General features: G+C 71.5%; 15 protein-coding genes. 3 read left to right on the forward strand and 12 right to left on the reverse strand.

Going from position 1 to position 13,749, the window contains the following annotated elements; translation table 11 throughout:
- Positions 1–33: 33 nt before the first annotated feature.
- From HNQ79_RS04465 to HNQ79_RS04505, 10 genes are all read right to left on the reverse strand, one after another.
- Positions 34–1,146, reverse strand: coding sequence for an aliphatic sulfonate ABC transporter substrate-binding protein (locus HNQ79_RS04465; RefSeq protein WP_185027099.1), 1,113 nt, complete (start codon positions 1,144–1,146; stop codon positions 34–36).
- Positions 1,147–1,308: 162 nt separating this feature from the next.
- Entirely contained in the window at positions 1,309–2,655 is a 1,347-nt protein-coding gene (locus HNQ79_RS04470) for a sulfate adenylyltransferase subunit 1 (RefSeq protein ID WP_185027101.1), read from the reverse strand.
- Positions 2,656–2,657: 2 nt separating this feature from the next.
- Positions 2,658–3,593 (reverse strand): sulfate adenylyltransferase subunit CysD, encoded by a 936-nt coding sequence (gene cysD, locus HNQ79_RS04475; RefSeq protein WP_185027103.1) that lies wholly within the window; start codon positions 3,591–3,593, stop codon positions 2,658–2,660.
- Positions 3,590–4,147, reverse strand: a complete 558-nt coding sequence (gene cysC, locus HNQ79_RS04480; protein WP_185027105.1) for an adenylyl-sulfate kinase — start codon at positions 4,145–4,147, stop codon at positions 3,590–3,592. The genes cysD and cysC overlap by 4 nt, the downstream gene beginning before the upstream one ends.
- The gene (locus HNQ79_RS04485; protein WP_185027107.1) at positions 4,144–4,839 is read right to left on the reverse strand and encodes a phosphoadenylyl-sulfate reductase; all 696 of its coding nucleotides are present in this window, start codon (positions 4,837–4,839) and stop codon (positions 4,144–4,146) included. Before HNQ79_RS04485 ends, cysC begins: the two co-directional genes overlap by 4 nt.
- Positions 4,836–5,018, reverse strand: coding sequence for a hypothetical protein (locus tag HNQ79_RS04490; protein ID WP_185027109.1), 183 nt, complete (start codon positions 5,016–5,018; stop codon positions 4,836–4,838). Before HNQ79_RS04490 ends, HNQ79_RS04485 begins: the two co-directional genes overlap by 4 nt.
- Positions 5,015–6,721: a nitrite/sulfite reductase gene (locus HNQ79_RS04495; protein WP_185027111.1), complete on the reverse strand. Its 1,707-nt coding sequence runs from the start codon at positions 6,719–6,721 to the stop codon at positions 5,015–5,017. The genes HNQ79_RS04490 and HNQ79_RS04495 overlap by 4 nt, the downstream gene beginning before the upstream one ends.
- 157 nt (positions 6,722–6,878) lie before the next feature.
- Positions 6,879–6,962, reverse strand: coding sequence for a putative leader peptide (locus HNQ79_RS34740; protein WP_373312475.1), 84 nt, complete (start codon positions 6,960–6,962; stop codon positions 6,879–6,881).
- A 153-nt stretch (positions 6,963–7,115) separates the two neighbouring features.
- Positions 7,116–7,688 carry a GNAT family N-acetyltransferase gene (locus tag HNQ79_RS04500; protein ID WP_185027113.1) on the reverse strand — a complete coding sequence of 191 codons (573 nt, stop codon included), beginning with the start codon at positions 7,686–7,688 and terminating at the stop codon, positions 7,116–7,118.
- Between the two features lie 64 nt (positions 7,689–7,752).
- Entirely contained in the window at positions 7,753–9,393 is a 1,641-nt protein-coding gene (locus HNQ79_RS04505; RefSeq protein ID WP_185027115.1) for an acyl-CoA dehydrogenase family protein, read from the reverse strand.
- A gap of 17 nt (positions 9,394–9,410) precedes the next feature.
- Between HNQ79_RS04505 and HNQ79_RS04510 the strand changes: the two genes are divergently transcribed.
- Complete coding sequence (locus HNQ79_RS04510) at positions 9,411–10,631, forward strand: YihY/virulence factor BrkB family protein (RefSeq protein WP_185027117.1); 1,221 nt, start codon at positions 9,411–9,413, stop codon at positions 10,629–10,631.
- Between the two features lie 136 nt (positions 10,632–10,767).
- On the opposite strand, the gene HNQ79_RS04515 is transcribed toward HNQ79_RS04510, so the two are convergent.
- On the reverse strand, positions 10,768–11,232 hold the full coding sequence (locus tag HNQ79_RS04515) for a CU044_2847 family protein (protein ID WP_185027119.1): 465 nt from the start codon (positions 11,230–11,232) through the stop codon (positions 10,768–10,770).
- 149 nt (positions 11,233–11,381) lie between these two features.
- Between HNQ79_RS04515 and HNQ79_RS04520 the strand changes: the two genes are divergently transcribed.
- Positions 11,382–12,146 carry a helix-turn-helix transcriptional regulator gene (locus HNQ79_RS04520; protein WP_185027121.1) on the forward strand — a complete coding sequence of 255 codons (765 nt, stop codon included), beginning with the start codon at positions 11,382–11,384 and terminating at the stop codon, positions 12,144–12,146.
- On the opposite strand, the gene HNQ79_RS04525 is transcribed toward HNQ79_RS04520, so the two are convergent.
- On the reverse strand, positions 12,071–12,478 hold the full coding sequence (locus HNQ79_RS04525) for a VOC family protein (protein WP_185027123.1): 408 nt from the start codon (positions 12,476–12,478) through the stop codon (positions 12,071–12,073). The genes HNQ79_RS04520 and HNQ79_RS04525 overlap by 76 nt on opposite strands.
- A 333-nt stretch (positions 12,479–12,811) precedes the next feature.
- On the opposite strand from HNQ79_RS04525, the gene HNQ79_RS04530 reads away from it, so the two are divergent.
- Positions 12,812–13,699: a response regulator gene (locus HNQ79_RS04530; RefSeq protein WP_373312474.1), complete on the forward strand. Its 888-nt coding sequence runs from the start codon at positions 12,812–12,814 to the stop codon at positions 13,697–13,699.
- Positions 13,700–13,749: the final 50 nt, after the last annotated feature.

Consider the following 13,749-nt stretch of genomic DNA (forward strand, 5'->3'; position numbering starts at 1 on the left):
CCTCCTGTGGGGTGAACGGGCGTACGGGCAGGACTACTTGACGCCCAGTCCGGCGTCCTCGACGGTCGGGCCGCCCGCCGTCCCGAGGACCTTTTTCAGCGGGCGGAGGTCGTAGATGCCGTCCAGCAACGGGTCCTTGAGGAGACCGGCCTTCTGTGCGTGCAGCGCCTGTTCGCGCAGGGTGGAGGCGAGCGGGTCGTCGATGACCTCGACGTTCCTGAACGCCCGGTCGAGCACCTGCGCGGGCAGTTCCTTGCCGGAGTCCGCCTTCAGCTTGGCGTTGACGCTCGCCTTGGCCTTGTCGGGGTTGGCCTTGATCCACGCATTGGTCTTCACCGAGCCGCGCAGTACCGCTTCGACGACATCGGGGTGCTGGTCGAGGAATTCCTGGCGGACGATGATGTTCGTGATGACGAACTTCTCGTCCTTCCACAGTTTTTTCTCGTCGAGGAGGACCGTGCCACCGTCCGCCACCAGCTTCGAAGCGGTCGGCTCCGGCACCCAGGCGCCGTCGATGGCACCGGACTTGAAGGAGAGAGGGATCTCCTTGTTGTCCTGGCGGAGTACCGTCACGTCCCCCTTGCCGGTGCTCGCCTCGACCCTGTGGCCCTTCCCCGAGAGATAGTTCAGGAGCGCCACGTCCTGGGTGTTCCCCAGCTGCGGGGTGGCCAGGCGCTTGCCCTTGAGATCGTCCAGCGACTTGATCCTGTCGGCGTGGACGACCAGGGAGACGCCGCCGGACGCGGAACCGCCGATGATGCGCAGGTTCTGGCCCTTGGACCTGCTGAAGCCGTTGACGGCGGGGGAGGGACCGATCCAGCCGATGTCGATGGCCCTGGCGTTCAGCGCCTCGATCTCGGACGGGCCCGCGTTGAAGACCTGCGCCTTGACCCTGGTGCCGCCCAACTCCTTCTGGAAAACGCCCTCCTGGAGGCCCACCAGAGCGGTCGCGTGCGTGACGTTGGCGAAGTAGCCGATCTTCACCTCGTCGAGGCCGCCGACCTTCTCTCCCCGGGCGACGGGAACGGTCTTGTCCTGGGCCTTGGCCTGGGAGCCGTAGCCGCAGGCGCCGAGCGCGCCGACCAGCAGGGACGTCGCGGCGACGGCGGTCAGGGACCGGCGCAGGGTGGAGCGGGAGGCAGGCATGGTGGTGGGTCCTCGGGTCTTCGCTCGTGCGTGCGGAAGGGGTTGGGGGAGGCGTACGTCATCGCACACATCGCCCGACCCCGCCCTGACCGCTGCCGAGGGTGCCGCTGCCGATCCGGCCGCCCTCCTTCGCGAAGGACGCGTACGCGTCGGTGACCGCCATCAGAAGTCCCAGCCCTCTTCGTCCGCGACGGAGTTGACGGCGGCGTGGGTGGCGAACGATTCGCCCGCCATGCCCGCGGAGAGCGTCGTGCCGTCCGCCGGATCGATCAGCAGGAAGGAACCCGTGCGCCGCGAGTCCGCGTACGCGTCCAGGGCGAGCGGCTCAGCCGTCCGTACGACGACCCGCCCGATCTCGTTGGCGACGAGCTGACCGGGGGCCGGGTGCTGGGACAGGTCGTCCAGGGTGAGCCGGGACGGGATGTCCTTGACGATCGCCTTGACGGTGCGGGTGGTGTGCTTGATCAGCACCCGCTGACCCACCGACAGCGGCTGGTCGGCGACGTGGCAGACGGTCGCCTCCACGTCCTGGGTGGGCGTCGGCGCGTCCCCCACCGGGGCGATCAGGTCGCCGCGCGAGACGTCGATGTCGTCGGTCAGGCGCAGCGTCACCGACTGCGGCGCCCAGGCGATGTCGACGGCCTCGCCGAGCGCGTCGATCCCGGCGATGGTGCTGGTACGGCCGGACGGCAGGACGGCGACCCGCTCACCGACCCGGAACGCGCCGGCCGCGATCTGGCCCGCGTACCCCCGGTAGTCCGGGTGCTCGGCGGACTGCGGCCGGATCACGTACTGGACGGGAAAGCGGGCGTGGCAGGCGGTGAGGTCGTGCGCGACCGGCACCGTCTCCAGGTGCTCCAGGACGGTCGGCCCGCCGTACCAGTCCATGTGCGCGGACGGCTCCACCACGTTGTCCCCGGCGAGCGCGGAGATCGGGATCGCGGTGATCTCCGGTACGCCCAACTCGCTGGCGTAGGCGGTGAACTCGCGGGCGATGTCCGCGAAGACGGGCTCCGCGTAGTCGACCAGGTCCATCTTGTTGACGGCCAGCACCACGTGCGGCACCCGCAGCAGGGCGGCCACCGCGGCGTGCCGGCGGGTCTGCTCGACGACACCGTTGCGGGCGTCGACCAGGACCACGGCCAGCTCGGCGGTGGACGCGCCGGTCACCATGTTCCGCGTGTACTGCACGTGGCCGGGGGTGTCGGCCAGGATGAAGCGCCGTCGGGGCGTGGCGAAGTAGCGGTAGGCCACGTCGATGGTGATGCCCTGCTCGCGTTCGGCGCGCAGGCCGTCCGTCAGCAGCGCCAGGTCCGGCGTCGACTGCCCCCGGTTGCGGGAGGCGTGCTCGACGGCCTCCAGCTGGTCGGTCAGCACCGACTTCGAGTCGTGCAGCAGCCGCCCCACCAGGGTGGACTTGCCGTCGTCGACGGACCCGGCGGTCGCGAAGCGAAGGAGGGTGGTGGTGCTCAACTGGTCGACCGCGGCAGCGGTGTTCACGGTGGTCATGGTTAGAAGTACCCCTCGCGCTTGCGGTCTTCCATCGCGGCCTCGGACATCTTGTCGTCGGCCCTCGTCGCTCCCCGCTCGGTGAGCCGGGACGCGGCGATCTCGGCGATGACCGCCTCCAGCGTCGTCGCGTCCGAGTCGACGGCGCCCGTGCAGGACATGTCGCCGACCGTGCGGTAGCGGATCAGCCGCTTCTCGACCGTCTCCGACTCCTTCGGGCCACCCCACTCGCCGGCGGTGAGCCACATGCCGTTGCGGGCGAACACCTCACGCTCGTGCGCGTAGTAGATGCCGGGGAGTTCGATCTTCTCGCGGGCGATGTACTGCCACACGTCCAGTTCGGTCCAGTTGGACAGCGGGAACACGCGGACGTGCTCGCCGGGCGCGTGCCGCCCGTTGTAGAGCTGCCACAGCTCGGGGCGCTGACGGCGCGGGTCCCACTGCGAGAACTCGTCCCGCAGGCTGAACACCCGCTCCTTGGCCCGCGCCTTCTCCTCGTCGCGGCGTCCGCCGCCGAAGACCGCGTCGAACCGCAGCTCCTGGATCTTCTCCGTCAGCGGCAGCGTCTGCAGCGGGTTGCGCGTCCCGTCGGGCCGCTCGCGCAGCACGCCCCGGTCGATGTAGTCCTGCACGGAGGCCACGTGCAGCCGCAGCCCGTGCCGGGCGACGGCACGGTCCCGGTACTCCAGCACCTCGGGGAAGTTGTGCCCGGTGTCCACGTGCAGGAGCGTGAAGGGGACGGGGGCGGGGGCGAACGCCTTCAGCGCGAGGTGCAGCATGACGATCGAGTCCTTGCCGCCGGAGAAGAGGATCACCGGCCGCTCGAACTCACCCGCCACCTCGCGGAAGATGTGTACGGCCTCGGACTCCAGCGAGTCCAGGTGGCTGAGCGCGAAAGGGCTGTGCAGGCCCTCCGCGGCAGTGGCGGCGGTCGTCATGCCAGACCCCTCTCGGTGAGCAGCGCGTACAGCGCCGCCGCGGACTCCTCTACGGACTGCGTGTGGGACTCGATACGCAGATCCGGGTCGGCCGGTGCCTCGTACGGGTCGTCGACCCCGGTCAGCCCGGAGATCTCCCCCGCCGCCTGCTTGGCGTACAGCCCCTTCACATCGCGTACGGAGCACACCTCGACCGGGGTCGCCACGTGCACCTCCAGGTACGCGGTGCCTTCGCTCTGGTGCCGCTTGCGGACCGCCTCGCGGCTGTCGGCGTACGGGGCGATGACCGGAGCGAGCGCCAGCACGCCGTTGCGGGCCAGCAGTTCGGCGACGTAGCCGATCCGCTGGACGTTCGTGTGCCGGTCCTCGCGGGTGAAGCCCAGTCCCGCGGAGAGGAACTCGCGGATCTCGTCGCCGTCGAGCACCTCCACCCGGCGGCCCTCGGCGCGCAGCTTCTCCGCGAGGGCGTGGGCGAGGGTGGTCTTGCCCGCGCTCGGCAGGCCGGTGAGCCAGACGGTGGCTCCGGTCACAGTGGTCTCCTGGTCCTTCGTCATCCGTGCAGCCCGCACTCGGTCTTGTTGCGCCCGGCCCAGCGTCCGGCGCGCGCGTCCTCGCCCGCCAGGACCCTGCGGGTGCACGGGGCGCAGCCCACGGACGCGTAACCGTCCATGAGGAGGGGGTTGGTGAGGACGCCGTGCTCCGCGACGTAGGCGTCCACGTCGTCCTGCGTCCAGCGGGCGATCGGCGACACCTTGACCTTGCGACGCTTCTCGTCCCAGCCGACGACCGGGGTGTTCGCCCGGGTGGCGGACTCGTCGCGGCGCAGGCCCGTGGCCCACGCGTCGTACCCGCTCAGGCCGTCCTCCAGGGGCTTGACCTTGCGGAGCGCGCAGCACAGGTCGGGGTTGCGCTCGTACAGCTTCGGGCCGTGCTCGGCGTCCTGCTCGGCGACGGTCTGCCGGGGGGTGAGCGTGATGACGTTGACGTCCATCACCGCGTCCACGGCGTCGCGGGTGCCGATGGTCTCGGGGAAGTGGTAGCCGGTGTCGAGGAAGACGACGTCGACCCCGGGGAAGGCGCGGGACGCCAGGTGGGCGACGACGGCGTCCTCCATGGACGACGTCACGCAGAACCGGCCGCCGAAGGTGGTGGCCGCCCACGTGAGGACGGAGAGCGCGGAGGCGTCCTCCAGGTCGCGGCCCGCCTGCTCGGCCAAGGTGCGCAGGTCTTCCTGAACGGCTGTCATATCCCCTTCTCCTCGCTCGGTTTGCCCGTCGCGACGCCCCGGGACAGCAGTCCCAGGAACTTCAGCTGAAACGCCCGGTTGCACGCCGCGCACTCCCACGCCCCGTGCCCGGTCTCGTTGGGCCGCAGGTCCTCGTCGCCGCAGTACGGGCAGTGGAACGGGGCCGCGCGCTCGCTCACGACAGGTCCCCGTCCGCCGCGCGCGCCGCCCAGGTGGCGAAGCGTTCGCCGTCCTCGCGCTGCTCCTGGAAACGGGTCAGCACGCGCTCCACGTAGTCCGGCAGCTCCGCCGAAGTGACCTTCAGGCCGCGGACCTTGCGGCCGAACCCGGCCTCCAGGCCGAGCGCGCCGCCCAGGTGCACCTGGAAGCCCTCGACCTGGTTGCCGTCGGCGTCCATCACCAGCTGCCCCTTGAGGCCGATGTCCGCGACCTGGATGCGGGCGCAGGCGTTCGGGCAGCCGTTGATGTTGATGGTGATCGGCTCGTCGAACTCCGGGATGCGGCGCTCCAGTTCGTCGATCAGGGCGGCGCCGCGCGCCTTCGTCTCGACGATCGCCAGCTTGCAGAACTCGATGCCGGTGCAGGCCATCGTGCCCCGCCGGAACGGCGACGGCGTGACCTTCAGGTCCAGTGCCTCAAGACCCGACACCAACGAATCGACCTGCTCCTCGGCCACGTCGAGCACGATCATCTTCTGCTCGGCGGTGGTCCGCAGCCGGCCCGAGCCGTGCGCGTCGGCCAGTTCCGCGATCTTCGTCAGCGTCGAGCCGTCGACCCGGCCGACCCGCGGCGCGAAGCCGACGTAGAAGCGCCCGTCCTTCTGCCGGTGCACCCCGAGGTGGTCGCGCCAGACCCCCGAAGGCTGCTCGGGGGCCGGGCCGTCGGCCAGCTTGCGCTGGAGGTACTCGTCCTCCAGCACCTGGCGGAACTTCTCCGGACCCCAGTCGGCGACCAGGAACTTCAGCCGTGCGCGGTTGCGCAGCCGCCGGTAGCCGTAGTCGCGGAAGATGCCGATGACACCGCCGTACACGTCCGGCACGTCCTCCAGCGGGACCCAGGTGCCCAGCCGTACGCCCAGCTTGGGGTTGGTGGACAGTCCGCCGCCCACCCACAGGTCGAAGCCGGGTCCGTACTCGGGGTGGACGACGCCGACGAAGGAGACGTCGTTGATCTCGTGGGCGACATCCAGCTGCGGGGAGCCGGAGACCGCCGACTTGAACTTGCGCGGCAGGTTGGAGAAGTCCGGGTTGCCGATGAACCGGCGCTGGATCTCGTCGATCGCCCACGACCCGTCGATGATCTCGTCGACGGCGATACCGGCCACGGGGGAGCCGAGGATGACGCGCGGGGTGTCGCCGCACGCCTCGGTCGTCGACAGGCCGACGGCCTCCAGCCGCCGCCAGATCTCCGGTACGTCCTCGATGCGGATCCAGTGGTACTGCACGTTCTGCCGGTCGGTGAGGTCGGCGGTGCCGCGCGCGAACTCCTGCGAGATCTCGCCGATCACCCGCAGCTGCTCCGTGGTGAGCCGGCCGCCGTCGATCCGCACCCGCAGCATGAAGTACTCGTCGTCCAGCTCCTCCGGCTCCAGGATCGCCGTCTTGCCGCCGTCGATGCCGGGCTTGCGCTGGGTGTAGAGCCCCCACCAGCGCATGCGGCCGCGCAGGTCGTTGGGGTCGATGGAGTCGAAACCGCGCTTGGAGTAGATCGTCTCAATGCGTGTCCGCACGTTGAGACCGTCGTCGTCCTTCTTGAACTGCTCGTTTCCGTTGAGGGGCGTGTGATGCCCTACGGCCCACTGGCCCTCGCCGCGGTGGCGACCGGCCTTGCGGCGAGCGGCGACGGCAGCACCCGCGGCGGGCTTCTCTGGGGTGGCAGGCATGGCGGTTACGTCCTTCGGGACTGCGGATGTCTACGGAAGACTGCGGGCGGGCGGCTCTGACCTGCACACTCGCGCGAAAGAGGCGCGGGGATGCGCAGTGACGCCCAGGACCGAGCGAGGGAGACGGGTGAAAGGGGAGTGCGGCAGTGCTGGACTGTCAGCAGGCCGGACAGATGGCGCTGGACATGCGGCCGAGGTCGACGTGACGTCGACTCACCAAGGCAACTCCAGCTGAAGACATGACGGAAGCGTGGCACGCGGGTCTCCGGACAGTCCACTGTTGTCCGCAATGTGGACAAGACTGTCCCGAAGAGTGGGATGATGTGCTGCCGGTCACGCGTTCACACAAGGGTGGGTTTGCGGGCGAAGGCCGACATTGTGGGGCGCCGCTGGTTCAGGCGTACGCACCCGGCCACGGGCCGGGCTGAGCGACCTCCGCCTCGGACTCCACCTGGGTGTCGAAGAGCCGGAAGCCCCGCTTCAGGTAGTTGTCCATGGCGTGCGGGCCGTCCTTGGAGCAGGTGTGCAGCCACACCCGCTTCGTGGCCTCCCACCCCGGGTGGCGCTCGGCCAGGTCCCAGGCGCGCTGGATCCCGTACGAGAGCAGGTGGCCGCCGATCCGCCGCCCACGGAAGGCGGGGATCAGCCCGAAGTAGACGATCTCGACCGCACCGTCCGGCTGCGCATCGAGTTCGGCGTACCCGGCGGGAGTGCCCCTGTCGTACGCCACCCACGTCTCCGCCCCCGGCCGGTCGACCGCCTGCCGCCACTGCTCGTACGACCAGGGCAGTCGGTCCGTCCAGCCGATGTCGCCGCCGACCGCGGTGTACAGGAACCGGCTGAACTCCGGCGAAGGCACCTCGGCCCGTACGACCCGCAGGTGGCCGCCCGGCGGGGGCGGGACGGGGGTGTGGTCGTCGGACGAGGTCTGTTCCAGGGACCACGTGGTCACGTCGATGCTGCTCATGACGGCCAGGGAACCATGCACCCGGCACGCCCCTCCCGGCGGCCCCGGCACCGCCGCGGCCGCTTCAGACCTCCACGCGCGCCCGCTCCACCACGGACGCCAGGTCCAGGCTTCCCGGCAGCGTGCCGAACGCCGACCCCCAGTCCCCGCCGAGACGCGACGCGCAGAACGCGTCCGACACCTCCGGCGGCGCCCAGCGCACCAGCAGTGACCCCTGCAGCACCAGCGCCATCCGTTCCACCAGCCGCCGCGCCCGCCCCTCGATGCCGTCCAGGTCGGCGAGCTCCGTCAGCAGGCCCTTGATCGCCCCGTCGAGACGGTGGTCGGCGCCGCGTGCCTGCCCGACCTCGGCAAGGAAGGCGTTCAGCGCCATCGGCTCCCGCTGCAGGGCGCGCAGTACGTCCAGCGCCTGCACGTTGCCCGAGCCCTCCCAGATCGAGTTGAGCGGGGACTCGCGCAGCAGCCGCGGCATGCCCGACTCCTCGACGTACCCGTTGCCGCCCAGGCACTCCAACGCCTCCGCAGCGACGGGTGTGCACCGCTTCGTCACCCAGTACTTCGCGGCCGGTACCGCGAGCCGCAGCAGCGCCCGGTCCTGTTCGGTGTCACTGTCGTACGCGGCGGCCAGGCGCATGGCGAGGACGGTCGCCGCCTCCGACTCCAGGTGAAGATCGGCCAGTACGTTGCGCATCAGCGGTTTGTCGATCAGCTCGCCGCCGAACGCGCTGCGGTGTGCCGCGTGGTGGGTGGCCTGCGCGACCGCCTGGCGCATCAGCGCCGCGGAACCCGTCACGCAGTCCAGCCGGGTCGCCGCCACCATCCCGATGATGGTGCGCACCCCGCGCCCCTCCTCGCCGACGAGCCGCCCCCACGTCCCGTCGAACTCCACCTCGCCCGAAGCGTTCGACCTGTTGCCCAGCTTGTCCTTGAGCCGCTGGATGCGGAACGTGTTGCGCATCCCGTCCGCCAGCACCCGCGGCACCAGGAAACAGCTCAGCCCGCCCGGCGCCCGGGCGAGGACCAGGAACCCGTCGCTCATGGGCGCCGAGCAGAACCACTTGTGCCCGGTGAGTGCGTACTCACCCGCCCTGGCGCCGTCGATCGGCACGGCCTCGGTGGTGTTCGCCCGTACGTCGCTGCCGCCCTGCTTTTCCGTCATGGCCATGCCGAAGAGGGCGCCCGGCTTCTCCGTCGCCGGCAGGAGTTCCTGGCCGTACACGGCCGAGGTGAGCCGTGGCTCCCAGACCGCCGCCAGGGACGGGTCCGCGCGCAGCGCCGGCACCGCCGCGTGCGTCATCGACACCGGGCAGCCGTGCCCGCCCTCCGCCTGCGTCCACACCAGGAACCCGGCGGCTCTGCGGAGGTGACCGTCCGGCCGCCCCCAGGCGTTCGTCAGACCGGCCGAGACGGCATGGCCCAGCAGCCGGTGCCACGACGGATGGAACTCGACCTCGTCGATCCGGTTCCCGTACCGGTCGTGGGTGTGCAGTTTCGGCGGGTTCTCGTTCGCCTGCGCCCCCCACTCCTGCGCCTGCGCGGACCCGGCGGCCTTGCCGAGGGTCGAGAGTTCCTCCCGTACCTCGGGAAGGCGGGCGGGGTCCGTGTGCCGCTCGACGGCCTCGGACAGGGCCCGGTCCGCCGCGAAGACGTCGTACCCCACCAGGGGCGGGGCCTGGTTGGTGACTGTGTGGGTGGTGGCTGCCATGCGGATACGGTAAGGAGGTGCAGCCAGCAAAAGAAACCCCCGGACGGCCGCGGAAGCACCGCAAGGAGAACCGGCTCCACCGCGCTCGGGTCCTCTACCGGAACGTCTCCAAGCGCAAGCTCGTCTGGCTGCTGCTCAAGGACACCGTCAACTCCTGCATCGAGTACCGCATCCTCGGACTCGCCGCGGAGGCGGCCTTCTTCACCCTGCTGTCCCTGCCGCCCCTCCTGCTCGGGCTGATCGGACTGCTCGGTTACATCGACGACTGGACGGCCACCGAGACCGTCAAGTCCATCGAGGAGAACATCCTCAGTGCCTCCCAGGCCGTGCTCTCCGACCGCGGAGTCCGCGAGTTCGCGAAACCGCTCCTGGAGGACGTCACCCGAACGGGTCGCCCGGACATCATCTCGATCGGCTTCGCCATCGCCCTGTGGTCCGGATCGCGCGCCGTCAACGTCTTCATCGACACCATCACGGTGATGTACGGCCTGGACGGGCACCGCGGCATCGTGAAGACCCGGCTGCTCGCCTTCCTCCTCTACGTGGTCGCCCTGCTGATCGGCGCGGTGGTGCTGCCGCTCATGGTGGTGGGCCCGGACCGGGTGGTGGCCCTGGTCCCCTTCGCGACGGAGGTCGTCAGCGTCCTGTACTGGCCGGTGGTGATAGTGCTGTCGGTCATCTTCCTCACGACGCTCTACCACGTGTCGGTACCGGTGCGTTCGCCGTGGGTGGAGGACGTTCCCGGGGCACTCATCGCGCTCGGCATGTGGGTGCTGGGCAGCTTCCTCCTGCGCATCTACGTCACCAACACCGTGGAGGGCGGCACCATCTACGGGTCGCTGGCAGCACCGATCGCCGTGTTGCTGTGGATCGGGGTGTCCGCGTTCGCGGTGCTCGTGGGAGCCGCGGTGAACGCGGCCATCGACCGGGTGTGGCCCTCGGTGGCGACGGCCGCCGCCCGCGCCGAGAACGACCGGCTGCGCACCCAGGAGGCCGCGGCGGTGATAGCCCGCGCGAAGGCGGCGGAGCTGGAGCGGATCGCCGCGTGGGAAATGGACGACGGCGACGACTCCGGCGACGACGGCGAGGGCGAGTGGACGGGTACGAACCCGGACATGCCGTCGGAGTTCCCGGAGCGGTGGTCGCGGTTCCTGCCGCCGGACGACGTGAAGGGCCGGTTGTCCTCCCGCGACAGGGCCGCGGACGCACAGCGCGGGGATGCGGCGGGCGGGATGTAGCCCATCGGCCCTTGAGGGGGAGGGACGGGCGGGCCGGTCCGGTGGAGATCGGGCGGTTGCGCGCGGGCGGGCCGCAGGGGGCGGACGGGTGCGCAGGGACGGTGGGTCGGTCCGGTGCGCGGGGGAGGTGGGCCGGTCAGGGGGCGGCGGCCCCGTCTGCGGGCGAGGCACCCGGAGGGGCCGGCGGGCCGGCCGTGGCCGGCCGGGAAGGCGTTCCCGCCGGGTCGGAGGGGCCCGTACCGGTGGCGCCCGAGGAACCGTCCGCGCCCGTCGGGAGTTCCGTGCCCTGGGACGACCAGGACAGCTTCACCGTGATGTGCCCCTCCATCGCCGTCTTGGCGATCACCGCGCCCGCCTCCCCGGTCAGCTTCACGCCGAACTCCAGCTCGACCCCGTCCGGCCGCAGCGGGCCCTCCCGGAACACCCGCAGCGCGGCGTCGGCGGCCGAGCGGATGCCCTGGAGCGCGCCGTCGAAGGTCTCGCCCGCCTCGGCGAGGCGGTTGCTCCCCCGCGCGACGAGCTTGGCCCCCGGAGCGACGCGGTCCACCTCGACCACCACCTCGGCGCCGTCGGCCGTCTCGAACCTCATCAGTGCGCTCATAACGGCCCCCGTGCAGAAGTGGCTTGACCAACCGGTGCGCGTGGACGCCATTGTTCACGACCGGGAGGCCACTGTGCAGCCGATCGGCCGATGACCCCCACCGGGTGATGCACGGGCGACCCGGGAACCCCCGGGATAGCCTGGTGAGCATGCCCGGCAGCTACCTGGAACGGCCCTCCCGGCTGGACGGCGCCGTCGTCTGGCAACGGGACGCCGACCCGGCCCCCGCGCCCGGCGCGCCGGTGTACCCGGTGCTGCCCGACGGGTGCATGGACCTGCTGTGGGTGGACGGCACACTGATCGTCGCCGGACCCGACACCCGGGCGCACGGTGCGAGCGACAGTCCGGGCGCACGGTTCGCCGGGGTGCGCTTCGCGCCCGGTACCGGCGCCGCACTGCTCGGTGTTCCGGCGCACGAACTGCGCGACATGCGCGTCGGGTTGGCCGATCTCTGGCCACGCGCGGCCGAGCTGGCCCAGCGGGTGGGCGAAGCCCAGGACCAGGCGGTCGCACTGGAGGAGGTCGTGCTGCGCAGAGCGGCCGGGGCTCCGCCGCCGGACCCGCTGCCGCGCGCCGTCGCCGCGCTGCTGGACGCCGGACACAGCGTCGCCGCGGCCGCCGACGCGGTCGGGCTCGGCGCGCGTCAGCTGCACCGCCGTTCCCTCGACGCCTTCGGGTACGGCCCCAAGACGCTCGCCCGGGTGCTGCGACTCCAGCGCGCGCTGACGCTCGTACGGGAAGGGCTGCCGTTCGCGGCGGTGGCACACACGGCCGGGTACGCGGACCAGGCCCATCTGGCCCGCGAGACACGGGAGCTGGCGGGGATGACGCTGCGTTCCTACGCCTCGCTCGCCGCCGGCAGGAAAGCGAACAGGGAGACCCCGCAGCCGTCCGGGTCGAGCACCACCGCGTAACGCTGGCCCCACTCGGCGTTCCACGGCTTGAGGCTGCCGGTGTATCCGGCGGCGACCAGACCGTCGTACACCGTGTCGACCTCGGCGGGGCTCTCGCAGAGGAAGGCGAGCCCCACCCGGTCGCCCCCCTGCGGCCTCGTCCACTCCGGGTCGAAGGAACGGATCACCTCCTCCGTGTCCCACAGCACACGCATCCCCCCGGGCAGCGTGGCTTCGACGTGCGGCGCGGACTCGGCCCCGTCGGGAACGGGAACGCCGAGACGCCGGTAGAAGTCGAGGGAGGCGGCCATGTCGGACGTGACGATGCCGACGGAGTCGAGTCGAGGAGTCATGCGCTCACTGTAGGAGGGCGTGGCACGGCGGATCTTGAAGAAATCGGACGTCGGACGAGCGCGGTCGTGCGGGCAGTCGTGCGGGCATGGGTGTCCTGCCCGGTCGTACGGGACACGGACGCGGGCATGGTGGCGGTCACGGACGCGGCACGGTCGTCCGCGCGGGACATGCATGGGGCGTACGGGGACGGGCATGGTCAGGGTCGTACGCACGCGGCGGCACCGCGGAGTGCAGCCGGGGCCGGCGTCACGAAACGGTAAGCGGCGCCCGGTGCACCCCGGCGGCCGGACCGGGTGACACTGTCGACCATGGAGTACGACAGCAACAGTTCGATCCTCGTGGTGGACGACGACCCCACCGTCGCCGAGGTGGTCACCGGCTACCTCCGCAAGGCCGGCTTCGACGTGCGGCACGCCGCCGACGGGCCCGCCGCGCTGCACGCCGCCGCGGCGCACCGTCCCCACCTGGTCGTGCTCGACCTGATGCTGCCGGGCATGGACGGCCTGGAGGTGTGCGCGCGGCTGCGGGCCGAGGCCGGACCGGTGCCGGTGATCATGCTGACCGCGCGGGGCGACGAGGAGGACCGCATCCTCGGTCTTGAGGTCGGCGCGGACGACTACGTGACCAAGCCGTTCAGCCCCCGCGAGCTGGTGCTGCGCGTCGAGTCCGTACTACGCCGGGCGGCCACGGCCCGCCACGCCACCGGCCCCCGGCTGCGCGCGGCCGGCCTTGAGATCGACCCGGCGGCCCGCCGGGCCACCCGCGACGGCCGGGCGCTGGCCCTCACCCTGCGGGAGTTCGACCTGCTCACGTACCTGCTGAGCAACCCGGGCCGGGTGCACAGCAGGGAACACCTCCTCAAGGAGGTGTGGGGCTGGGACTTCGGCGATCTCTCCACGGTCACGGTCCATGTGCGCCGCCTGCGCGGCAAGATCGAAACGGACCCGGCCGCTCCGGCGCTGATCCAGACCGTATGGGGAGCGGGCTACCGCTTCGACGCGGCACCGGGACCCGGCGGGGGAGCCGGTACGGGGCCCGCGCCCGGAGTACGGGCAGGGCCGAGCGCGTCCGAGGCGGGACGGGACGAGGTGGGCCGGGGCGTCGTGGGCCGGGACGAGGTCGGCCGGGACGAGGCGCGACGGGAAGTGGACGCGCCCGGCGGTCCCGCGCGCCTTCCCGGCCGCGTGCCGTACGGGCCGGGACCGGGCGGCCCCGCATGAGCGGCGGGACCGGGAGCCTCCCCGAGCGCGCGGTGGTGACCGGGATGGGC

The organism is Streptomyces candidus, from assembly GCF_014207445.1.
Classification (GTDB): domain Bacteria; phylum Actinomycetota; class Actinomycetes; order Streptomycetales; family Streptomycetaceae; genus Streptomyces; species Streptomyces candidus.